Annotated in this window: 22 protein-coding genes and 1 tRNA gene; 14 read left to right on the forward strand and 9 right to left on the reverse strand. The window is 64.5% G+C overall.

Annotation, left to right across the window (positions count from 1 at the left end; all coding sequences use genetic code 11):
* Nucleotides 1–16: 16 nt before the first annotated feature.
* The 3 genes from V0R59_RS22920 (at nt 17) to nadA (ending at nt 3,859) form a co-directional block, all read left to right on the forward strand.
* The gene (locus V0R59_RS22920; RefSeq protein WP_330077085.1) at nt 17–886 is read left to right on the forward strand and encodes an isocitrate lyase/PEP mutase family protein; all 870 of its coding nucleotides are present in this window, start codon (nt 17–19) and stop codon (nt 884–886) included.
* A gap of 228 nt (nt 887–1,114) precedes the next feature.
* Nucleotides 1,115–2,581: a YdgA family protein gene (locus tag V0R59_RS22925; protein ID WP_330077086.1), complete on the forward strand. Its 1,467-nt coding sequence runs from the start codon at nt 1,115–1,117 to the stop codon at nt 2,579–2,581.
* Between the two features lie 219 nt (nt 2,582–2,800).
* Entirely contained in the window at nt 2,801–3,859 is a 1,059-nt protein-coding gene (gene nadA / locus V0R59_RS22930; RefSeq protein WP_330077087.1) for a quinolinate synthase NadA, read from the forward strand.
* 76 nt (nt 3,860–3,935) lie between these two features.
* Here nadA and V0R59_RS22935 read toward each other — a convergent pair whose 3' ends face one another.
* Nucleotides 3,936–5,369 carry a M48 family metalloprotease gene (locus V0R59_RS22935; protein WP_330077088.1) on the reverse strand — a complete coding sequence of 478 codons (1,434 nt, stop codon included), beginning with the start codon at nt 5,367–5,369 and terminating at the stop codon, nt 3,936–3,938.
* 134 nt (nt 5,370–5,503) lie between these two features.
* Here V0R59_RS22935 and V0R59_RS22940 point away from each other — a divergent pair, with 134 nt between their 5' ends.
* Nucleotides 5,504–5,743: a sulfurtransferase TusA family protein gene (locus V0R59_RS22940; RefSeq protein WP_330077089.1), complete on the forward strand. Its 240-nt coding sequence runs from the start codon at nt 5,504–5,506 to the stop codon at nt 5,741–5,743.
* Between the two features lie 21 nt (nt 5,744–5,764).
* Entirely contained in the window at nt 5,765–6,835 is a 1,071-nt protein-coding gene (locus V0R59_RS22945) for an AI-2E family transporter (protein ID WP_330077090.1), read from the forward strand.
* Between the two features lie 39 nt (nt 6,836–6,874).
* Here the strand turns inward: V0R59_RS22945 and V0R59_RS22950 are convergent, their stop codons facing one another.
* The gene (locus V0R59_RS22950; protein ID WP_330077091.1) at nt 6,875–7,348 is read right to left on the reverse strand and encodes a peroxiredoxin; all 474 of its coding nucleotides are present in this window, start codon (nt 7,346–7,348) and stop codon (nt 6,875–6,877) included.
* A 12-nt stretch (nt 7,349–7,360) separates the two neighbouring features.
* On the reverse strand, nt 7,361–7,921 hold the full coding sequence (locus V0R59_RS22955) for a glycine cleavage system protein R (RefSeq protein ID WP_330077092.1): 561 nt from the start codon (nt 7,919–7,921) through the stop codon (nt 7,361–7,363).
* Between the two features lie 258 nt (nt 7,922–8,179).
* Here V0R59_RS22955 and dapA point away from each other — a divergent pair, with 258 nt between their 5' ends.
* The 8 genes from dapA to V0R59_RS22995 all read left to right on the forward strand — a co-directional run bounded on the left by dapA (nt 8,180) and on the right by V0R59_RS22995 (nt 16,051).
* Nucleotides 8,180–9,058 carry a 4-hydroxy-tetrahydrodipicolinate synthase gene (dapA, locus tag V0R59_RS22960; protein ID WP_330077093.1) on the forward strand — a complete coding sequence of 293 codons (879 nt, stop codon included), beginning with the start codon at nt 8,180–8,182 and terminating at the stop codon, nt 9,056–9,058.
* A gap of 17 nt (nt 9,059–9,075) precedes the next feature.
* Nucleotides 9,076–10,191, forward strand: a complete 1,116-nt coding sequence (bamC, locus tag V0R59_RS22965) for an outer membrane protein assembly factor BamC (RefSeq protein ID WP_330077094.1) — start codon at nt 9,076–9,078, stop codon at nt 10,189–10,191.
* A complete protein-coding gene (locus tag V0R59_RS22970) occupies nt 10,192–10,950 on the forward strand; it encodes an MBL fold metallo-hydrolase (protein ID WP_330077095.1) in 759 nt (252 codons plus the stop codon).
* 29 nt (nt 10,951–10,979) lie between these two features.
* Complete coding sequence (purC, locus tag V0R59_RS22975; protein ID WP_316920770.1) at nt 10,980–11,690, forward strand: phosphoribosylaminoimidazolesuccinocarboxamide synthase; 711 nt, start codon at nt 10,980–10,982, stop codon at nt 11,688–11,690.
* A gap of 93 nt (nt 11,691–11,783) precedes the next feature.
* A tRNA-Ser gene (locus tag V0R59_RS22980) sits at nt 11,784–11,873 on the forward strand.
* Nucleotides 11,874–12,104: 231 nt separating this feature from the next.
* Nucleotides 12,105–12,611 (forward strand): sigma-70 family RNA polymerase sigma factor, encoded by a 507-nt coding sequence (locus V0R59_RS22985; RefSeq protein ID WP_330077096.1) that lies wholly within the window; start codon nt 12,105–12,107, stop codon nt 12,609–12,611.
* Nucleotides 12,608–13,558: a FecR family protein gene (locus V0R59_RS22990; protein WP_330077097.1), complete on the forward strand. Its 951-nt coding sequence runs from the start codon at nt 12,608–12,610 to the stop codon at nt 13,556–13,558. The genes V0R59_RS22985 and V0R59_RS22990 overlap by 4 nt, the downstream gene beginning before the upstream one ends.
* Nucleotides 13,559–13,654: 96 nt before the next feature.
* Nucleotides 13,655–16,051, forward strand: a complete 2,397-nt coding sequence (locus V0R59_RS22995) for a TonB-dependent siderophore receptor (protein WP_330077098.1) — start codon at nt 13,655–13,657, stop codon at nt 16,049–16,051.
* Between the two features lie 63 nt (nt 16,052–16,114).
* Here the strand turns inward: V0R59_RS22995 and V0R59_RS23000 are convergent, their stop codons facing one another.
* Both V0R59_RS23000 and pdxR read right to left on the reverse strand, forming a co-directional pair.
* On the reverse strand, nt 16,115–16,576 hold the full coding sequence (locus V0R59_RS23000) for a GNAT family N-acetyltransferase (protein ID WP_330077099.1): 462 nt from the start codon (nt 16,574–16,576) through the stop codon (nt 16,115–16,117).
* Between the two features lie 105 nt (nt 16,577–16,681).
* Entirely contained in the window at nt 16,682–18,160 is a 1,479-nt protein-coding gene (gene pdxR / locus V0R59_RS23005; protein ID WP_330077100.1) for a MocR-like pyridoxine biosynthesis transcription factor PdxR, read from the reverse strand.
* 205 nt (nt 18,161–18,365) lie between these two features.
* Between pdxR and V0R59_RS23010 the strand changes: the two genes are divergently transcribed.
* Nucleotides 18,366–18,770, forward strand: a complete 405-nt coding sequence (locus V0R59_RS23010) for a hypothetical protein (RefSeq protein WP_330077101.1) — start codon at nt 18,366–18,368, stop codon at nt 18,768–18,770.
* 40 nt (nt 18,771–18,810) lie between these two features.
* On the opposite strand, the gene V0R59_RS23015 is transcribed toward V0R59_RS23010, so the two are convergent.
* From V0R59_RS23015 to V0R59_RS23030, 4 genes are read right to left on the reverse strand one after another with little or no spacing between them, the layout of a single operon-like run.
* Nucleotides 18,811–19,161, reverse strand: coding sequence for a cupin domain-containing protein (locus V0R59_RS23015; RefSeq protein WP_330077102.1), 351 nt, complete (start codon nt 19,159–19,161; stop codon nt 18,811–18,813).
* Nucleotides 19,162–19,172: 11 nt separating this feature from the next.
* Nucleotides 19,173–20,459: an NAD(P)/FAD-dependent oxidoreductase gene (locus V0R59_RS23020; protein WP_330077103.1), complete on the reverse strand. Its 1,287-nt coding sequence runs from the start codon at nt 20,457–20,459 to the stop codon at nt 19,173–19,175.
* Nucleotides 20,456–21,199 (reverse strand): amino acid ABC transporter ATP-binding protein, encoded by a 744-nt coding sequence (locus V0R59_RS23025; RefSeq protein ID WP_330077104.1) that lies wholly within the window; start codon nt 21,197–21,199, stop codon nt 20,456–20,458. The genes V0R59_RS23020 and V0R59_RS23025 overlap by 4 nt, the downstream gene beginning before the upstream one ends.
* Nucleotides 21,196–21,852 (reverse strand): amino acid ABC transporter permease, encoded by a 657-nt coding sequence (locus V0R59_RS23030; protein ID WP_330077105.1) that lies wholly within the window; start codon nt 21,850–21,852, stop codon nt 21,196–21,198. Before V0R59_RS23030 ends, V0R59_RS23025 begins: the two co-directional genes overlap by 4 nt.
* Nucleotides 21,853–21,878 lie beyond the last annotated feature (26 nt).

Below are 21,878 nucleotides of genomic sequence, written 5' to 3' on the forward strand. Positions count from 1 at the left end.
AATAAGTGGATTGATCATGCCTAAAGCGTCCCACCAAGAACTGCGCCGTGCGTTTCGTAAACTCCTTGCTTCCCCTCACTGTTACCACACCGCCTCGGTGTTCGATCCGATGTCCGCGCGTATCGCCGCCGACCTCGGCTTCGAGGTGGGTATCCTCGGAGGCTCGGTGGCGTCGCTACAGGTACTTGCAGCACCGGATTTTGCCCTGATCACCCTCAGCGAGTTTGCCGAGCAGGCGACCCGCATCGGTCGTGTCACCCAACTGCCGTTCATTGCCGACGCCGACCACGGCTACGGCAATGCCTTGAACGTGATGCGCACGGTGATCGAGCTGGAGCGCGCCGGCGTTTCCGCCCTGACCATCGAAGACACCCTGCTGCCCGCCCAGTTCGGCCGCAAGTCCACCGACCTGATCAGCATCGCCGAAGGTGTCGGCAAGGTTCGCGCCGCCCTGGAAGCCCGGGTCGACCCGGAACTGGTGATCATTGCCCGGACCAACGCGGCGGCGATTCCTACCGAGGAAGTCATTGCCCGTGCCGTGGCTTACCAGAATGCCGGTGCGGACGGTGTGTGCATGGTAGGTGTGCGTGATTTCGCCCACCTGGAAGAGATCGCTGCGCATCTGACCGTGCCGCTGATGCTGGTGACCTACGGCAATCCGCAACTGCATGACGACGTACGCCTCGCCGAGCTGGGCGTACGTATTGCCGTCGATGGTCACGGCGCCTATTTCGCCGCGATCAAGGCCACCTACGACTGCCTGCGCGAACAGCGTCGCATCACCAGCTCAGCCTCCGACCTGAGCGCGACGGAACTGACTCACACCTACACCCAGCCGAATGACTACATCGTCTGGGCTCGTGAGTTCATGGACGTCAACGAGTAAGTCGTTTCCTCACGCCGGAGCGCTGCATGCGCTCCGGCATCAGGCTGTTGCAGCCTGCCTCTGTCGAAATTGAGAAGTTTCCTACCTGACTTGATGAATTGTCCTTCCCGGAAGGTGCATGGCCAACGGATTCGCGGCCGCCAACGGTGGTAATCTCGCGTCCGGCGAGGCCTGTGCACGGCGCACATGTCCACCGTTCATTACCATCAGGGACATCTGGATCACTTCATGAAGAAAACACTGATCGCTATTGGCGGGCTGGTCGCGGTGGGCGCTGCAGCCTGTACCGGGGTTGCCTGGTACACCGGCAAGCAGTTGCCCGAGGTGCTCGATGCCTCATTGGCCCAGTCCAATCGCCAGCTGGCGGCGGCATTGAGCGGCAGTGGAAGTGGCAAGGTGGAACTGCTGTCCCTGGAGTCTGGCGTGTTCAGCAGCGAGGCGCGCTACCGCCTGACCCTCGACGGTGTCGAGGGTGAGCATGTCCAGCTGGACTTCTCCGATCACCTTGAGCACGGGCCGTTCCCATGGTCGCGGGTCAAGCGCCTGCAACTGGCTCCGGTGATGGCGGCCAGCAACTATGCGCTGGAGAAGACCGACGACAGCGCGCCCTGGTTTGCCGTCACCGGCGAACAGGCACCGCTGGAAGGCAGCATGAGCGTCGGTTACGGGGGCGCGATCCGTAACGAGCTGCTGGTGCGGCCTTTCGAAGTGAGCGACGAGGACGGTTTTTCCCTGTCGTTTTCCGGCCTGATCCTGCGCATGGACTCCGCCCTGCAAGGCGAGGGGCTGCGTCTGCAGGGCGAGTTGGGTCGGGTAGCGATGGCGACGGGCGGTGAGGCAGCGTCGAGTGTCACCCTTAAAGGCGTGGCCCTGGCCACCGACTTCAAGATGAGCGACTACGGCTACTTCGTCGGCTCGATGAACATCGACGTCGAGGAAAGCGCCCTGTCGTTCGGCGACAACCAGTCGCTGCGTTTCGGCAAGTTCGAGCAGCGTGACGTCTACCGCATCGAAGAGGCCGGCCTGTCGCTGAAGCAGGCGGCTACGCTGGCCGACATCAGTTTCTCTGGCAAGTCGATCGGCAGCGCGCGCCTGGCCTGGAACGTGGAGCGCCTGAATCCTGAGGCGGTGGGCGGCCTGGTGAAGTGGTACGAGCAGAACCTGGTGCAACTGCAAAGCGCAGCCCTCGGCCTGGCACCTGATACCGGCGCAGCGATGCTGGACGATCCGCAGTTGCAGGCACCGCTGCTGCAACTCTTGGCGGGCGGTCCGCGCATCGTCCTGGAGGAGCTGTCGTTCAAGACGGCCAATGGCGAAAGCCGTTTTGACCTGGACCTGGACCTTTCCGGCAAGGGCCAGGACGGTATGTCGCTGGAGCAGGCCTTCGCCCAGTCGGTGAAGTCGCTGCGCACCAACTTGAAGATCTCCAAGCCGATGGTCGGCGACCTGGCCGCGCTGCGCGCCAACCTGGAAGGCCTGGATGCCGAACAGGTGCGCCAGGCTTCGGCGTCCGGGGAAATGGTCGGGGTGATCGCGCTGCAAAGCCAGTTGGCTACCGTCAAGGGCGACGACATCCTGCTGCAGCTGGGCTATGCCGATGGCCAGGTCGATTTCAACGGGCAGAAGATGACCGTCGATCAGTTCGCCGCGCTGGTCCAGCAGCGTACCGCTGGCTTCAGCGGCGGCGCGCAGTAGATCCTTCTTTGGCGGACGACGTGTCGGGCGTCGTCCGCCGGCCTTTCCGGGCAAAAATCTCTTTGGAATTCATCCGATTGGCTGTAGCCTTCGGCGTCTCATAAACCGAGGTCGCAGCGGACTTTTGCCACCCTGGCAAGGGCTGAGCTGTTACCCGAGTTGTCCGTGCCCGATGATACACTCGACTTACGCGCATCAGCGCCTGCAGGTCTTGCGAACATGACGCAGATTTCCGAACGCCTTCTGGTCCAGGCTCACCTGGACGCCAAGCAGCCCAAGCCCCTCACGCCTGAACAAGAGGCCGAATACCGTGCCGCCATCGCCGCCGAGCTGAAGGCGCGGGATGCGGTGCTGGTCGCCCACTACTATTGCGATCCGGTGATCCAGGCGCTGGCTGAAGAGACCGGCGGCTGCGTGGCCGACTCCCTGGAGATGGCCCGCTTCGGCAAGAACCATCCGGCCAGTACCGTGTTGGTGGCGGGGGTGCGCTTCATGGGCGAGACCGCGAAGATCCTCACCCCGGAAAAACGCGTGCTGATGCCGACCCTCGAAGCCACTTGCTCCCTCGACCTGGGTTGCCCGGTGGAGGAGTTCTCGGCGTTCTGCGACAAGCACCCGGAGCGCACCGTGGTGGTCTACGCCAACACCTCGGCGGCGGTGAAGGCGCGTGCCGACTGGGTGGTGACCTCCAGTTGCGCGCTGGAAATCGTCGAGAGCCTGATGGACAACGGCGAGACCTTCATCTGGGGGCCGGACCAGCACCTGGGACGCTACATCCAGAAGCAGACCGGTGCCGACATGCTGATGTGGGACGGTGCCTGCATCGTTCACGAAGAGTTCAAGTCGCGGCAACTGGCCGATATCAAGGCGCTCTACCCGGACGCCGCGATCCTGGTGCATCCGGAGTCGCCGGAGGCGGTGATCGAACTGGCCGACGCGGTAGGTTCCACCAGCCAGCTGATCGCCGCAGCGCAGCGCATGCCGAACAAGCGCTTCGTGGTCGCTACCGATCGCGGCATCTTCTACAAGATGCAGCAGCTGTGCCCGGACAAGGAGTTCATCGAGGCCCCGACCGCCGGTAACGGCGCAACCTGCCGCAGCTGTGCGCACTGTCCGTGGATGGCGATGAACACCCTGGAACGCACCCTGCAGTGCCTGCAGGAAGGCACCAACGAGATCTTCGTCGAGCCGGCCCTGGTGCCGCAGGCGATCAAACCGTTGCAGCGCATGCTGGACTTCACGGCGGCAGCGCGTTTGAAGCTTTCCGGCAACGCCTGAAACAATCGCTGGCAAACCAGCTCCCACAGGTACGGCGGCGCTCTTGAAAGCGGCGCGGCCCCTGTGGGAATCAGGGTCAGCGCATCATGTCCTTGACCATCCGCTGCTGATCCAGCATGTCCCGCTGCCGTGCATCGATCCGCGAGGCCAGCTGGAAGTTGTTGCCGGCGCGCCGCTTGGCGTAATCCAGCTGCTGCAGTGCCTGGTCGAAATCACCGGTCAGGGCGAAGAACTCGGCGCGGGCCTGGTGCAGGCCGATGGTATTGCCGGACAGTCCGCGGGCCTCGGCCAGGTCGTACCAGACATCCGGATCGTCCCCGCGCTTCTTCACCAAGGCTTCCAGGGCCTTCTCCGCCTCGGCCGGCTTGTTTTGCTTGAGCAGCAGGTCGGCCGCCACTTGTTGCAGTGGATAGTTGCCAGGGTAAAGCTGGCGCATCTTGTCGACCCGTTGCTGGGCATCGGCCAGGCGGTTGTTGGTGATGTCCAGGTCGATCTGGGTCAGGTTGTAGGTGATGTCGTTCGGTGCCTTGGCCAGCAGCGGCTTGAGGTTTTCCCGTGCTTCGTTGAGCTGGCCGCCCTTGATCTGCGCCAGGGCGAGGCCGTAGCGGGCGGCATCGAGTTTCGGGTTTTCGTCCAGCAGGGCACGGAAGCGCTTGGCCGCAAGGCCCGGGGTGCCTTCATAGAAAAGTTGCACCCGCGCGCGCATCAACTGGTAGCGCAGGCTGTCCTCGGTACCACCCGCTGGCGCCTGTTCCGCTCGGTTGCGGGTGTCGGCGATACGCGACTCGGTGACCGGGTGGGTCAGGAGGAATTCCGGCGGCTTGGCGTCGAAGCGGTACTGGCGCATCAGCCGCTCGAACATGGTCGGCATGTTGCGCGGGTCGTAGCCGGCCTTTTCCAGGTTCTGGATACCGATGCGGTCGGCCTCCTGTTCGTTCTGCCGGGAGAAGCGCCGTTGTTCCTGGATCGCCGCGGCCTGGGTGCCGGCGATGGCAGCGATACCGGCGTCGCCGGCACCGGACGCGGCGACCACGATACCGGCGAGCAGTGCCGCCATCATCGGCAGTTGCATGCGTTGTTGAGCCTCGACGCCGCGAGCGAAGTGGCGTTGCGACAAGTGCGCCAGTTCGTGAGCGAGTACCGAGGCGTACTCGCCTTCGGTCTGTGCGTTGAGGAACAGGCCACCGTTGACCCCGACGATCCCGCCCGGGGCGGCGAAGGCGTTGAGGTCGGGGCTGTTGATCAGGATGAATTCCAGGCGGCGATCCTGCAGCTGGCTGGTTTCGGCAAGGCGGTAGACGCTGGTTTCGACATAGTCCTTGAGCTGCGGGTCGGACAGCTGGCCGACGTTGCCGCGCAGCAGGCTCAGCCAGGCCCGGCCGAGCTGGTGTTCCTGTTGGGGCGAGACAATCGCGGAGCTGGCGTCGCCGAGTGACGGCAGGTCGTCGGCATGGCTCGGAAGCGCAAGCAGGCAGGCCAGTGTCAGCAGGGTAGGGCGCAGAACATTCATGCACGGAGCTCTGGTCGGCAAAGAGCCTTACTGTAGCCGCCTCGCACGGTTGCGACCAGTGGCGGTATTCTGCGAGGCTTGCGTGCGCCGTACGCCAGGGCTTTCTGGCACACCGGTTTTTCTGGAGAGTTGCAATGACCGACACCCTGCACCACGACGCCGAACTGGACGCCAGTGGCCTTAACTGCCCGCTGCCGCTACTCAAGGCCAAGCTGGAACTCAATCGCCTGGCTTCCGGCGCGGTGCTCAAGGTGATCGCCACCGATGCCGGCTCGCAACGCGACTTCCGCACTTTCGCCCAGCTCGCCGGTCATACGCTGCTGCTCGATACCGCCGAGGGCGGCACCTATACCTACTGGCTGAAGAAGGCCTGACCCGTTTTCCAGGAATCCCCGATGTTCAAAGTGCTTCGCAGTTGGCTGCACCGCTATTTCTCCGACGAGGAAGCCGTGGTGCTGGCAGTCCTGCTGTTCCTCGGCTTCACTGCCGTCCTGACGCTCGGCGGCATGCTCGCGCCGGTGCTGGCGGGCATGGTCCTGGCCTTCCTGATGCAGGGACTGGTCAACGCCCTCGAACGGCTGCGGGTACCGAGCAAGGTCGCGGTGGGGCTGGTCTTCATGCTGTTCATGGGCGCGCTGGCGGTGTTCCTGCTGGTGCTGGTGCCGTTGCTCTGGCACCAGTTGATCACCCTGTTCAACGAACTGCCGGGCATGCTCGGCAAGTGGCAGTCGTTGCTCCTGTTGCTGCCGGAGCGCTATCCGCACCTGGTCTCGGACGACCAGGTGCTGCAGGCCATCGAGGCCATGCGCGGCGAGATCGGCAAGTTCGGCCAGTGGGCGCTGACCTTCTCCCTGTCCAGTCTGCCGCTGCTGGTCAGCGTGATGATCTACCTCGTGCTGGTGCCGATCCTGGTGTTCTTCTTCCTCAAGGACCGCGAGACCATCGCCCGCTGGGTCAGCGGCTATCTGCCGCAGGAGCGCGCGCTGATGACCCGGGTCGCCGAGGAAATGAACCGGCAGATCGCCAACTACATTCGCGGCAAGGGCATCGAGATCCTGATCTGTGGCGTGGCGACCTACATCGCGTTCGTCGCCCTCGGGCTGAACTACGCGGCCTTGCTGGCGCTGTTGGTGGGGCTGTCGGTGGTGGTGCCCTACGTGGGGGCGGTGGTGGTGACCGTGCCGGTAACCCTGATCGCCCTGTTCCAGTGGGGCTGGGGCGACCAGTTCATCTACCTGATGGCGGTCTACGCGATCATCCAGGCGCTGGATGGCAACGTGCTGGTGCCGCTGCTGTTCTCGGAGGCGGTGAGCCTGCACCCGGTGGCGATCATCTGCGCGGTGCTGCTGTTCGGCGGGCTCTGGGGCTTCTGGGGGATCTTCTTCGCCATTCCGCTGGCGACGCTGTTCAAGGCGGTGCTGGATGCCTGGCCGCGACGCGAGCCACAGGTGGCGCCGCTGCTGTAGCGCAAGACGGGACAGGTCACGACCTGTCCCGTCTTCGTTTCAAGCCTTGTTCAGTTCTTCGGCTGCGGCCAGTACCGCGGCGACATGGCCCGGCACCTTCACGCCACGCCATTCCTTGCGCAGCACGCCAGCCTTGTCGATCAGGAAGGTGCTGCGGTCGACGCCCATGTACTCCTTGCCATACAGCTTCTTCAGCTTGATGACGTCGAACAGCTGGCAGATGCTTTCGTCCTTGTCGCTGATCAGCTCGAAGGGGAAGCCCTGCTTGGCCTTGAAGTTCTCGTGGGACTTGATGCCGTCGCGGGACACGCCGAACACCTCGGTTCCTGCGGCCTGGAAGGCAGCGTACTGGTCGCGGAAATCGCCGCCTTCGGTGGTGCAGCCCGGGGTGCTGTCCTTCGGATAGAAGTACAGCACGACCTGGCGACCCTTCAGGTCGGCGAGGCTGACCTGCTGGCCACTGGTGGCCTGGGCCTGGAAGTCGGCGACGGGTTTGTCGAGTTCAACGGCCATGGGACGGGTTCCTTACATCGGGTTCTGTGGACGCCAGGGTTCGATCAGCGCGTCCAGGTTGAGCGCGTCGGCGAAGTCCAGGAACTGGTCGCGCAACCAGCTGATCTGGGTGCCGGCGGGCAGCGTGACGGTGAAGGTGGCATTGAGCATGGTGCCGCCGGTCTGCGGGGCCTGGTAGGTGTCGCAGGTCAGGTTCTCCAGTTCGACGCGGTGGTCGATGAAGAACTGGCACAGCTCGTTGATGATGTCCGGGCGGTACGCGGCGCTGACGTAGGCGACATAGGGCAGCGACAGCGGGCGAACTTCCAGTTCGCTGCTGCGCACCACATTGACGATGAAACCGTGCTTCTTCGCCAGGCTCGGCAGCGAACCTTCGAAGCGCGCCAGGGCGTCCCAGTTGCCGGTGATCTGCAGGATCAGGGCACTGCACTCGCCGTGGCGGGTCAGGCGCGAGGTCACCACCGAGCAGCGGCTGTCGTTGCTGGCGCGGCAGAGGATGTTGGTCAGCTCCATCGGGCTAGGGCCGAGGGCGCTGACGACAAGGAATTGTTCGCGGACGATGGGGGTGGACATAGCATTCCTAAAGCGATGAGCGGTCGGTACCTGACGCGGCAAAGAGACGGTTCAGCTGGCTCCAGGGGCTCTGGATCGAGGGGGCTGACGCCGCCGGGACGCATTGTTGGCAGCCCGGCGGGCCGCTGTGTACCGATCAAAGGAGGAAGGGTAGCGAAAATGGCCGCGAAGGGGAATGCTCCGGGCGCCTGCGTCGCTTGTGCAAGCCCGATGGCGCCAGTACCATTACCGCTCTCTTTTTCCGGCAGGAGCAGCTTCATGATTGCGGGCAGTATGGTGGCATTGGTCACACCCATGGATGCACAAGGGCGTCTGGACTGGGACAGCCTCAGCAAACTCGTGGACTTCCACCTGCAGAACGGTACCCATGCCATCGTCGCCGTCGGCACCACCGGCGAGTCGGCGACCCTCGATGTCGAAGAGCACATCAAGGTCATCGAGTTCGTGGTCAAGCAAGTCAATGGCCGCATCCCGGTCATCGCCGGCACCGGCGCGAACTCCACCAGCGAAGCCGTTCACCTGACCCAGAACGCCAAGGACGCCGGCGCCGATGCCTGCCTGCTGGTGGTGCCGTACTACAACAAGCCGACCCAGGAAGGCCTGTACCAGCACTTCAAGCACATTGCCGAAGCCGTCGACATCCCGCAGATCCTCTACAACGTACCCGGCCGCACCTCCTGCGACATGCAGGCCGAGACCGTGATCCGCCTGTCCACCGTGCCGAACATCATCGGCATCAAGGAAGCCACCGGCGACCTGGCTCGCGCCAAGGCGATCCTCGACGGCGTCAGCGACGACTTCATCGTCATGTCCGGCGACGATCCGACCGCGGTCGAACTGATCCTTCTGGGCGGCAAGGGCAACATCTCCGTGACTGCCAACGTCGCCCCGCGTGAAATGGCCGACCTGTGCGAGGCCGCCCTGCGTGGCGATGCCGAGACCGCGCGGGCCATCAACGAAAAACTCATGCCGCTGCACAAGCACCTGTTCTGCGAAGCCAACCCGATTCCGGTGAAATGGGCGCTCGTGGAAATGGGCCTGATGCACAAGGGAATCCGCCTGCCGCTGACCTGGCTGAGCGACTCCTGTCACGACACCGTCCGCCAGGCCCTGCGCCAGGCTGGCGTGCAGTATTAATCGAGGAAGTACACCGCATGAAGCGATTGGCTGGTCTTTCCGCCCTTGCCCTGATCATTTCCAGTACCAGCGGTTGCGGCTGGTTGTGGGGCGAAGACGGGTATTTCCGTGACCGTGGCAGCGACTACCTGCAGGCGAATCCTACTCCGCCGATGCAGTTGCCGCCCGATGCGAGCAATGTAAAGCGTCTCGATCCACTGCTGCCGATTCCACGCAACGTCGCCGACGACACCGTCAAGGGCGAGTTCGAGGTTCCGCGTCCGCTGCCCCTGGCCGCCAGCGCCGAGGCCAGCGATTTCAGCCTGCAGAAGAGCGGCGCCGCCCGTTGGGTCCTGGCCCAGCGCGCCCCGGCCGAAGTCTGGCCGGTGGCCCGGCAGTTCTTCGAGGACAACGGTTTCCGCATCGCCGAAGAGCGTCCGCAGACCGGCGAGTTCAACACCACCTGGCAGCGCTTCGACGAGCTTTCCGCCTCCATGGCCGATCGTCTCGGCGGCGCGGCCAGCAGCCGTGACGACGAGATCCGTGCCCGCGTGCGGATCGAGCCGGGCGTGCAGCGCAACACCAGTGAAGTCTACGTGGTGACCGTCGAGCGCAAGGCCGGCGACAGCGCCGAGCAGGAATTCCCGGCACGTTCCAGCAATACCGGCGTCGACGCCGTGCTGGTCGACGAGATGCTCGCCAGCATGACCCGCAGTGCCGAGAAGGGCGGTTCGGTGTCGCTGCTCGCGGCCCGTGATTTCGATGCGCCGAGTCGCGTCAGCCTGAGCGAGGACGGCAGCGGCAACCCGGTACTCAACCTGGGCGCCGATCTCGATCGTGCCTGGTCCAGCGTCGGTCGTGCCCTGGAGCACGGCGAATGGCGTGTCGAGGACATCAACCGCAGCCTGGGCCTGTACTACATCAACCTGGCCGAGAAAGCCGAGCCGAAGAACCAGGAGCCTGGCTTCTTCAGCCGCCTGTTCGGCAGCGCGCCGAGCAAGGAAGAGATCGAAGCCCGTGCCGAGCGCTACCAGGTTCGCCTGAGCAAGGTCGGTGACAGCGTCCAGGTCACCGTCGAGAAGAACATCAATACCGTGGCCCCGGCTGACGTGGCCCGTCGCGTGCTGAGCGTCATCCAGGACAACCTGGGTTAAGTGCGCTTCGCGGTTCTCGGAAGCGGTAGCCAGGGAAATGGCACGCTGGTCTCCAGTGGCGATACGCACCTCTTGGTCGATTGCGGCTTTTCCCTGCGCGAAACCGAGCGGCGCCTGGCGCGGCTCGGTCTCGCGCCAGACCGCCTGAGCGCCGTGCTGGTGACCCACGAACATGCCGACCACGTGCATGGGGTGGGGCTGCTGGCACGGCGCTACAATGTTCCGGTGTACCTGAGTCGTGGCACCTTGCGCGGTCTGCGCAAGCCGCTGGAGGCGACGGGGTTTCTCGCGGCGAACGACACCTTTGCCGTGGGTGCCCTGAGCATCAAGGCGGTGGGTGTCACCCACGATGCGCTGGAACCGCTGCAGTATGTGTTCAGCGACGGTCGCCGGCGCCTTGGCGTGCTGACCGACCTGGGCTGCTACGACGCGGTGCTGCTGGAGCATTACCGCGGCCTCGATGCCCTGATGATCGAAGCCAACCATTGTCGCGACCTGCTTGCCCGCGGGCATTACCCGGTTTTTCTCAAGCAGCGGGTCGGCGGCGACTACGGACATCTGAACAACCACCAGGCCGCGAACCTGGTGGCGGAACTGGGATGGGAAAACCTGCAGCACCTGGTGCTGGCCCATCTCAGCAGCAAGAACAACCTGCCACAGCTGGCCCGGCAATGTTTCGTCGATACCCTCGGGTGCGACCCGGACTGGCTGCAAGTGGCCAACCAGGATTGTGGGCTCGACTGGCGCGAAATCGTCTAGCCCCTCTCATTTAGCAAGCGGAGCCCATCATGGAAAAACGTGAAGAACTCTACCGCGGCAAAGCCAAGTCGGTTTACAAGACCGACGACGCTGACCGCTTGATCCTGCTGTTCCGTAACGACACCTCGGCGTTCGACGGCAAGCGTATCGAACAGCTCGATCGCAAGGGCATGGTGAATAACAAGTTCAATGCCTTCATCATGCAGAAGCTTGAAGAAGCCGGCATCCCGACCCAGTTCGACAAGCTGCTGGGCGACAACGAATGCCTGGTCAAGAAGCTCGACATGATTCCGGTCGAGTGCGTGGTGCGCAACTATGCCGCCGGCAGCCTGGTCAAGCGCCTGGGCGTCGAGGAAGGCATCAAGCTGGAACCTTCGACCTTCGAGCTGTTCCTGAAGAACGACGAGAAGGGTGATCCGTTCATCAACGAGTCCCACGTAGTCGCTTTCGGCTGGGGCACCGCTGACCAACTGGCGAAGATGAAGGCGCTGTCGCTGAAGGTCAACGAAGTGCTGACCAAGCTGTTCGACGACGCCGGCCTGCTGCTGGTCGACTTCAAGCTGGAGTTCGGCGTGTTCCACGGCGAGATCGTCCTTGGTGACGAGTTCAGCCCGGACGGCTGCCGTCTGTGGGACAAGGAAACCCGCAAGAAGATGGACAAGGACCGCTTCCGTCAGGGCCTCGGTGACGTCATCGAAGCCTACGAGGAAGTCGCAAAACGCCTGGGCGTTCCGCTGTAAGGCGGGACGTTCGCGCAAGCATCTGAAAGCACGCGATTTTTTTCATCAAAAGGCTTCGCCTTTGGGAAAAGTGCTGGTATGATGCGCGCCACTGGAGAGATGCCGGAGTGGCCGAACGGGACGGATTCGAAATCCGTTGTACTGGCAACAGTACCTAGGGTTCAAATCCCTATCTCTCCGCCATACATGTCAAAGCCCCTGAAACTGCAAAGTTTCAGGGGCTTTGTCGTTTCTGGGGTGCGGTCCAGGGCATATTCGTGACCCTTCAGGCCGTATTGCCACAAGACGCGCGATATTCATGGCGAGCGCTCGCAGTGATCTCGATGCCCTACCGATTCTCCGGGGCATTGCGAGACCCCACATCACCTCTATAAGATTGCGACTCTTTCTCATTTGCTTCAGGTCGCCGCCGCCGTGCCCGCCTCCAATTCCAACAAACTGGGTTTCTTCTTCAGCGAGCACCATCGCTGGCTGCTCCAGCATATCCAGCGCCGCCTGAGCAATCGCGCGGATGCGGAGGACACTGCAGCCGAGGCTTTCTGCCAGATCCTCAGTGCGCGCGTCGACCCGGACAGCATCGAGCAACCCCGTGCCTATCTCTCCACTATCGCCCGTCGATTGATCTTCGACCGTCATCGCCGCCGCCGCCTGGAACAGGCCTATCTGGAACGGCTGATGCTGTTGCCCGAGGAGCTGGCGCCTTCGCCGGAAGAAACCCACCTGTTGCTGGAATCGCTGCATGCCATCGATCGCTGCCTGGCCGGCCTGCCGCTGGAGGTGAAAAAGGCCTTCCTGATGAGCCAGCTCGATGGGCTGGGCTACACGGAAATCGCCCGGCGCCTGGATGTTTCGGTGCGAACCGTGGGGCGCTACATGACTGTGGCGCTGCGCCAGTGCTACCTGAGTGGAGCGCAGCCATGAGCCGCACCGAGCTGGATCCGGTCGCCGAGGAAGCCATCGCCTGGATGGTGCGCCTGTGCTCCGGCCCGGACGATGCACGCCAGCAGGCCCGGTTTCAGCAGTGGCTCGACAGCAGTCCCGCCAATGCGGCGGCCTGGTCGCAGTTGCAGCGGGGCATGGGGCGCCACTATGAGGTGGTGCGCCGCGCGCCGGGAAGCTTGCGCGACACCCTGTTGCAACCGGAAACCGCCCGCCGTGACCTGCTGCGCGGCCTGGTTGGCCTCGGCCTTCTGGGCGGCGGGCTGTGGCTCGGCGCACGTAGCGACAGCGGTCGTACCCTGATGGCCGATCTGAAGACGGGTACTGGCGAGCGCCGCCAACTGACCCTGGGCGACGGCAGCCAACTGTTCCTGAATGCCGGCAGCGCCGTCGATATCCGGTTGTCTGCGGAACGCCGCCTGCTGCGCCTGTACCGCGGAGCACTGGTGGTCCAGGTCGCTGCGGATCCTGCACGGCCGTTCATCGTCCGCACCGCCCAAGGGGAGATACGTGCCCTGGGCACTCGTTTCCTGGTCGAGCAACTCGCCGATGACAGCACGCGGGTAGTGGTACTGGAGCACGCCGTGCGCGTGTCCCTGGCCAATGGCGCGCAGCGCGACCTGTCCGAAGGCCAGGCCGCGCTGCTGCGCCTGGGGCATATCGATCCTCTGCCGGCGGGCCAGGCGTACCGCGCCGACTGGGTCGAAGGCCACCTCAGCGTGCTGGACGAACCGCTGTCGACCCTGGTCGACGCCTTGCGCCCTTACCGCTCCGGTTACATCCGGGTCAGTCCGGAAGTGCGCAACCTGCGGGTGCAGGGCGTGTTCCCGCTGGACGACAGCGAGCGCACCCTGGCCGCGCTGGCGGAAACCCAGCCGATCCGGATCCGGCGTTTCGGACCGTGGCTGACCCTGATCGAAGCGCCCTGACGGTGATGCAAGTAAAAATTTTTCTCATTCGTGTCCGGTTTCTTGCGCTCGTCACACCTTTCTCCTGACAACGCCAACACATTCAGGAGAATCCAATTGTTCAAACCCTGGCCACTTGCCCTCGCCATCGCCCTGGCCGCCGCGCCGACTGCCTTCGCCCGGGCGGAAGGCGCTGCCCAGCAGCAGTTGCAGCGCTTCGACCTGCCCGCCGCCAGCCTGGCGCAAACCCTCAACGCCATCGCCCGCCAGGGCGGTCAGGTGATGTCCCTCGACCCCGCGCTGGTCGCCGGCAAGCAGGCGCCGGCCATCCGCGGTGAGATGAGCGTGCAGCAGGCCTTGCAGCGAGCATTGGCGGGCAAGGGGTTGCAGGTCATCGTCACCGGTAGCGGCACGTTCAGCGTGGTGCCGGCGGTCGATGGCGCGCTGGAACTGGGGGCGACCAATGTCAACGGCACCGGCCTGGGCGAGACCACCGAAGGCAGCGGCTCCTACACCACCGGAGCGGTGACCATCGGCAAGACCCCGCAATCCCTGCGCCAGACGCCGCAGTCGGTGACCGTGGTAACCCGCAAGCTGATGGACGACAAGAACCTCGTCTCCCTCGACCAGGTGATGGCCCAGACCCCCGGGATCACCCGTGCCAACCGCGGCTACGGCAACAACCATTTCAGCTCTCGCGGCTTCGACCTGACCGATGACAGCTACATGGTCGACGGCGTGTCCGGCCAGGCATTCGCCTACACCGGCTGGATGATTCCGGACATGGCCGTGTTCGACCGTGTCGAAGTGCTGCGTGGCGCCGCCGGGCTGCTGGTGGGGGCGGGCGGCCCTGGTGGAGCGGTGAACCTGGTGCGCAAGCGACCGACCGTCGAGCCACGTTTCTCCGTCACTACCCGCGCCGGCTCCTGGGACAACTACCGCCTCGACCTCGACGCCAGCGGCAAGCTGAACAGCGAAGGCACCCTGCGCGGGCGCATGGTCGCCTCGTACGAGGACCGCGGTTCGTTCATCGATGTCACCACCTCCAAGCGTCCGTTGCTGTACGGCATCGTCGAGGGCGACCTGAGCGACGCCACCACCGTGGCCGTGGGCCTTCGCCGGCAGACCTCGCGGGTCGACGGCTACAGTGTGCTGGGCCTGCCGAACAATCCCGATGGCAGCAACCCGCATCTCAAGCGCTCGACCTTCCTCGGCCAGGACTGGGCCACGCTGCAGACCCGCACCGACGAGGTGTTCGCCGACCTGAGCCATCGCTTCAATGAAAACTGGAGCAGCAAGCTGGCCTTCTCCCATTCGGAAAGCGCTTTCAACCGCAGTGCCATCGAGTGGGGCGCGGAGGACACCCTGGAGTACGGCAGCCCCACCGGGCCGATGATTTCCGGGACCAGCTTCCACAAGTTCGACAGCACGGCCAACGCCATCGATGGCCACCTGGATGGCAACTTCGAAGCCTTCGGCCTCAATCACCAGGTATCGCTGGGCGCCAACTGGTCGCGGCGCGACATGAACGACAAGGACACCACCGCGAAGCTGGCCACCCCTCTGCCGTTGAACGTGTTCGATCCCGATCACCATCTTTTCCCGGAGCCGGCGCGACCTGACTGGGCGGCCAAGGAAGACACCCGGGATACTCGCTACGGCACCTACCTCAATGCCCGCCTGCACATGATCGAGGACCTGAGCCTGGTCCTCGGTGGGCGACTGAGCTGGTACAAGACCGAGGTCAACGACGGCGAACGGATCACCGTCAACGAGCAGCGCCACGAGTTCACGCCGTTCGTGGGGGCGATCTACGACCTCGACGATGCCTGGTCGCTGTACGCCAGCTACGCCGACATCTTCATGCCCCAGGCCAGCTACCGTACAGCAGCAGGCGGCATGCTCGACCCGGCCATCGGCTCCAACTACGAGACCGGGATCAAGGGCGAGCTGCTGGACAAGCGCCTCAACGTATCCTTCGCGGTGTTCTACATCGAGCAGGAAGACGTCGCCGCCCGCGACTACGAAAACACCGGCAAATGCCCGCAGGACGTTGCCGGTCGCTGCTATGTGAACAGCGACGGGATCAACCGCAGCAAGGGCTTCGAAGCCGAGGCCAGCGGCGAGCTGTTGCCGGGGCTGCAGGTGGCGGCCGGCTACACCTTCAACACTACCCGCTCCTCGGACGGTGGCCCGATTTCCGCGCAAACCCCCAAACATATGTTGCGGCTGAACACCAACTACACCCTGCCGGGGGAATGGAACCGCGTCAGCATCGGTGGCGGCGTGTCGGCGCAAAACAGCTACTACGATGCCTACAACGGCGTGAGCAACAGTGGCCGGGCGCTCTTCGACGCGCGTGCGGCGTACAAGGTCGACCAGCACTGGACGGTGGGCGTGGATATCGAGAACCTGCTGGATCGCAAGTACTTCGATTCGACGGGGTACTGGACGCGGGGGACGACCTATGGCGCACCGCGCAGCTACATGCTGACCCTGCGTGGGGATTTCTAGAGCGAAGGTGCGCACAGGCGCAGCCACGCTCCGATGAGGACCGTGGCCGCGCTTGCGGCAGTATCAGCTCAATCCCATCCGGTACTCGATCACCCCCGGCTTCTCCGCGAGCCAGTCATACAGACGTTGCGCCGTGTGATTGCTTTCCTGGGTATGCCAGTAGAGCCGGTCGCAGCCCTTCTCCCGCGCCTGTCCCTGGACGTGCTCGATCAACTGCTTGCCGATCATGCGCCCGCGCACGCTCGGGCTGACGAACAGGTCTTCGAGGTAGCAGAAATCGTTGCGGCCCCAAGTGGAGCGGTGGAAGACGTAGTGGACGAAACCGTAGATGCCCGCGTCGTCCGCGGCGACGGCGCAGTGCAGCGGTTCCGCGGGGTCGAAGAAGCGTTCCCAGGTGGTGCGGGTGATGTCCGTGCCGAGGTCGACCTTGTAGAAGCGCTGGTACTGCTCCCAGTAGATGCACCACTGTTCCAGGTCGCCCTGGGCCAGGGGGCGAATGGTGATTGGCTGTTGTTCAACGGTCATTGCAATGATCCCTTGTGTGGACGGTACAGGCCGGGCGATTCATGCTCGGGGCTGATTTATAGCCGCCGAATGGCTGGATATGACCGGCCATTTTCACAAGGGTATTCAGACCATTTTCCGCAGTATCTTTTTCAGCTTTTGCACGGCGCTGCCCAGCTCCGCCGGCGCATGGGCGGCGAATCCCATCAGGAAACCCTGGTCGTTGCGCGGCAGCGCATACAGGCTGCCCATTCCCAGAAGATCCACGCCCACCGCCCGGGCGGCATGCACCACGGCCTGCTCATCCAGGCGGCGGGTCAGCACACAGGGCATCTGCATGCCTCCTGCAGGGACATGAGGTACGAGGAAATCCGCCAGGTGCTGCTCCACCAGCTTCGCCAGGACATTGCGGCGCTCGCCATACAGCGTGCGCATGGTCCGCACATGGGCGCCGAAATGGCCGCCCTCGATGAAGCGTGCCAGGGTCAGTTGCGACAGCGAGGCGGTGTGCCCGTCCTGCAGGGTGCGCGCCGCCGTCATCGGGCCGACCAGGCGCTGCGGCAGGACCATGTAGCCGATGCGCAGGCCAGGGAACAGCGACTTGGTGAAGGTGCCGATGTAGATCGTCCGTTCATGTGGATCGAGCCCCTGCACGCAGGCGGTGGGGCGGCCGTCGTAGTGGAATTCGCTGTCGTAGTCATCCTCGACGATCCAGGTGCGCTGCTGCCTGGCCCACTCGATCACGGCCAGGCGCCGGTCGAGGGACAGGGTCGCACCGCTGGGGTACTGGTGCGACGGGGTGAGGAACACTGCCCGAGCATCCGCCGCCCGTTCTGCCAGGCCTTCCACCTGCAGGCCGTCGCGGTCGACCGGCACCGGCACGCAGCCCACGCCGGCGGCGTGGAGGGCCTTGCGCGCGCCGTGGTACATGGGGTCTTCGACGAAGACCTGCTCACCCGCGTCCATCAGCACGCTGGCGCAGAGGCTGAAGGCCTGCTGCGAACTGGTGAGGATGAGCACCCGGTCCGCCGAGGCGTGGGCGCCACGTTCGAGGTTGAGGTAATCGGCGATCGCCCCGCGCAGGCTTTCCATGCCTTGCGGCGCGCTGTGCAGCAAGGCCCGGGTGCCATGTTCCCGGAGCACCTGGCGCTCCAGCCGTTCCCAGGTCTGCAGCGGAAAACTGCGGGTCTCGGCAACCCCGGGCGCGAAGGGGCGAGGGTACTGGAAGTTGTCCACGCCGCCGCCGTGAACCATCGCGGCGCCTCGGCGGCTCAGTTCCGGCTGCTGGGTGTCGACTTGCGTTCGCTGGCGTTTTCCCTTCGGCAGAGGCCGGGTACGTTCCGAGACGAAGCTGCCGCTGCCCACCTTGCGCTCGATGAAACCCTCGGCATGCAACTGGCCGTAGGCAGCCTCCACCGTATCCCGCGATACGCCCAGGGACGCAGCCAGCGGGCGAGTGGCCGGCAACGGCTTGCCGACCGCCAATGCTCCGTCGAGGATCAACTGGCGAATGGCGCGCTGGATGCGCACATGCAGGGACTGGGCAGCGTGCGCCGAGTCGCTGATCCAGGCCTTGACCGATTCCAGCTGGGCGTTCTTGAACATGGGTTGATCGTCATCCTTGAATTGCTTTGGAAATATCCCCGCCATTCTAAGGAAACAAATCAATTCCATGCTGTTAGTGTGGTCGTCGCGACAACCACCTGGAAAAACGCCGGCTCATCGATGCGGCCGCAGGTCGCTGGCTGACGCCGGAATCATGATGTTCCGTTCGATTGCATCAACCATGATCTACAAAAGGATTTGAAACATGTACGCAAAGCTTCTCGCTGCAGCCCTCGTCTTCGCAGCGCCCATGGCCGCCATGGCTGCGACCTCCGTCACCATCGACGCCAACGCCAACTGCATTTCCAGCCCGTTCGGGCCGACGGCCCACGGCACGGCGGTGAAGATTCCGCTCGATGCCGGTCGCTATGTCTTTTCGCTGGTATCGAACACCATGAGTTGCTCGAACGGCGACCTGTCGGGCGGCTGCCTGGCGGACTCGGTGTTCTTGCAGGGCGGCTGGGGCAACGCCCGCTGGGGCACCACGGTTTCGGCCAAACCAACGGTCGTCGACATGCCGCAGACTGCCAATCTCTTCGCCTATATCGGCGATGACGGCTGTCAAAACAACACGGGGACGGCACAGATCCTGATCCAGAAAGCTGACTGATGCATCGCAGCGCACAGCCAATGACGGCTGTGCGCCGCACTCACCGGGTGAAGATCACATAGCTCTTGCGCACGGTCTCGCGGATGGTCCAGGTGCCTTGGCTATCCGGCGGGAAACACAGCGTATCGCCACTGCGAAACGCCAAAGGCTCCCCGCCATCAGGAGTGAAGCTGCCTTCGCCGCTGATGATGTAGCTGTACTCCGCTTCCTTCACTCCCCGGCGAAAGCTGCCGGGCGTGCATTCCCAGATCCCGGTTTCGGCGGCTGCGCCTTGCAGGCTGTACTCGCTCGCCGTGCGCGCCTGGGCGATGGGGTCGCCGACCGGCCGGGCCACTGGCGTGGATTGGCTGAAGTGCTGTTCTTCGACGGCTTTCAATACGACCGGGTGCATCGTGAATCTCCTCAGGAAATGGCATCGAGCAAGCGATACCAGGCGATGCCGACGCCCAGGTACAGGCGTTGCAGGCCGTGGAAGGGAATGGGCCGGATGGGCGTGACCGGGAACGGGAACTCGCGCTCCTTGCCGAGCAGGCGCTGCGCCAGGTGCCGTCCGAGGCTGCTGGCCATGGCGATGCCGCGGCCGTTGTAGCCGAGCAGGATGCTCAGGTTCGGCGCCGGTTCGTGCAGGTGGGGCATGAAGTCCTGGGTCAGGGCGACGCGGCCGCTCCACTGGTATTCGAACTCGACCCCGGCCAGTTGCGGGAACAGCCCCAGCACCGAGCGCCGCAGGTGCTGCCAGTCCGCTGCCGAACGTGGCTCGGCGAAAGGGCCGCGCCCGCCGAGCAGCAAGCGGCCGCTGGCGTCCTGCTTGAAGTACAGCAGCAGGCGGCGGGCGTCGGAACACACCTCGCCACCGGGCAACACGCTCTGGCGCAATGCCTCCGGCAGCGGTCGGGTGGCGACGATGAAGCTGTTGGCCGCCAGCACGGTCTGGCGCAGGTCGGGCCAGAGGTTATCGGTGTAGCCATTGGTGGCGAGCACCACATGCTCGGCCTGGACCCGCTGTTGCTGGTGGGTGGTCAGCAGCCAGCGGCCGTCTTCGCGGCGCAGGTCAGTGACCCGGTTGTGCCCATGCAACTGCACGCCTTCGGCGATTGCCGCATGGGCCAGGCCACGGGCATAGCTCAGGGGATGCACGCTGCCGGCGCGGGGATCGACCCAGGCACCAAGGTAGTCGTTGCTGCCGATGCGGCGGGTGACGCTGGCCTGGTCGAGCATCTCCACCGGCACGCCGTGCTGGCGCCATTGCTCGGCGCGACGCTCGATGGCGCGCATGGCGGCGGGGGAGGCCGCCGGTTGAATCCAGCCCTTGTGCGTGGCGTCGCAGTCGATGCCGTAGCGCTCGATCAGTTCGAACACCTCGTCGGCGGCATGCCCGGCAACGTGGATCAGGCGTTCGGCCTGCTCGGCGCCGAACATCTTGCGCAGGTCGTCGGGGTCGTGCTTGAGCCCGGGAATCACCTGCCCGCCATTGCGTCCCGACGCGCCCCAGCCGGGCTCGCCGGCATCCAGCACGCAGACCCGGGCCCCGCCACGGGCCAGGTGCAGGGCGGTCACCAGCCCGGTGTAGCCGGCGCCGACAATGGCCACGTCGACCCGCAGGTTTTCCCGCAGTGGTGGCGTCGGCGGTGCGGCGATGGCGGTCGCGGCCCACAGTGACGGTGGCAGGGGCAGCCGTTGCATGTTCATGCCTGGCCCCCTTCGGTATTCAGCAGGCGCCGCAGGAACTCCTGGGTCCGTGGCTGGCGCGGTGCGCCGAGCACGTCCTTGGCCGCGCCTTCTTCGACGATGCGCCCGCCATACAGGAAGCAGACCTTGTCAGCGACCTCGCGGGCGAAACCCATCTCGTGGGTCACCACCACCATGGTCATGCCCTCGGCGGCGAGGGTACGCATCACCGTCAGCACTTCGCCGACCAGCTCGGGATCGAGGGCCGAGGTGGGTTCGTCGAAGAGGATCGCCTTCGGCCGCATGGCCAGGGCGCGGGCGATGGCCACCCGTTGTTGCTGGCCGCCGGACAGCTCGTCCGGATAGGCGTCCATGCGATGGCTGAGACCGACCTTTTCCAGCAGGACGCGGGCATGCTCGCGGGCCGCGTCGGGGTGTTCCTTCTTCACGTACACCGGGCCTTCCATCACGTTCTGCAGCGCGGTGCGGTGGGGGAACAGGTTGAAGCGCTGGAACACCATGGCGACCTGGGTGCGGATCTCGTGGATGGTCCTGGCATTGCGCTCGACCCGCTCGCTGCCCACCAGGATCTCGCCACCCTCGTAGGTTTCCAGGCCGTTGATGCAGCGCAGCAGGGTGGACTTGCCCGAGCCGGACGGGCCGATCAGGCACACCACCTGGCCGCTCTCGACGTCCAGGTCGATGCCTTCCAGCACCCGGGTGCTGCCGTAGCTCTTGTGCAGGGACTTGATGCTGATCATGGCTTCTTCCTCGTGGCGATCCGCGCTTCGAGGCGGCGCAGGGCATACGACAGTGGCAGGCTCAGGGCCAGGTAGAGCAGGGCCACCAGGGTGTAGACGGTCATGTTCTCGAAGGTCGAGGAGGCGATCAGCTGGCCGGCGCGGGTCATTTCCGCGACGGTGATGGTGGACACCAGCGACGAGTCCTTGAGCATCATCACCAGGGTATTGCCATAGGGCGGCAGGGCGATGCGGAACGCCTGGGGCAGGACCACCCGGCGCATGATCATCGGCCCGCGCATGCCGATGGATTCGGCGGCCTCGATCTGGCCTTGCTGGATGGCCTGGATACCGGCGCGGAAGTTCTCCGCCTGGTAGGCCGAGTAGGCGATGCCCAGGCCGATGATGCCGGCCTGCAGCGCCGTGAGCTGCACGCCGAACTCCGGCAGGACGAAGTAGATGTAGAACAGCTGCACGATGATCGGCAGGCCGCGGATGATGTTGACCACGGTGATGCCGAACAGGGCGACGGCGCGCACCTTCGACACCATCATCAGGGCGAAGGCCAGGCCGATGACCGAGCTGAGCAGGAACGAGGCGATCGTGACCTGCACGGTGACCACCGCGCCACTCAGGAGAATGGGCAGGAAGTCCAGGGCGTTCTGGAAAAACATGGGATAGGTCCGTGAGTGCGAATCAG

The sequence above is a fragment of the Pseudomonas ulcerans genome, from assembly GCF_036324125.1.
Taxonomy (GTDB): Bacteria; Pseudomonadota; Gammaproteobacteria; order Pseudomonadales; family Pseudomonadaceae; genus Aquipseudomonas; species Aquipseudomonas ulcerans.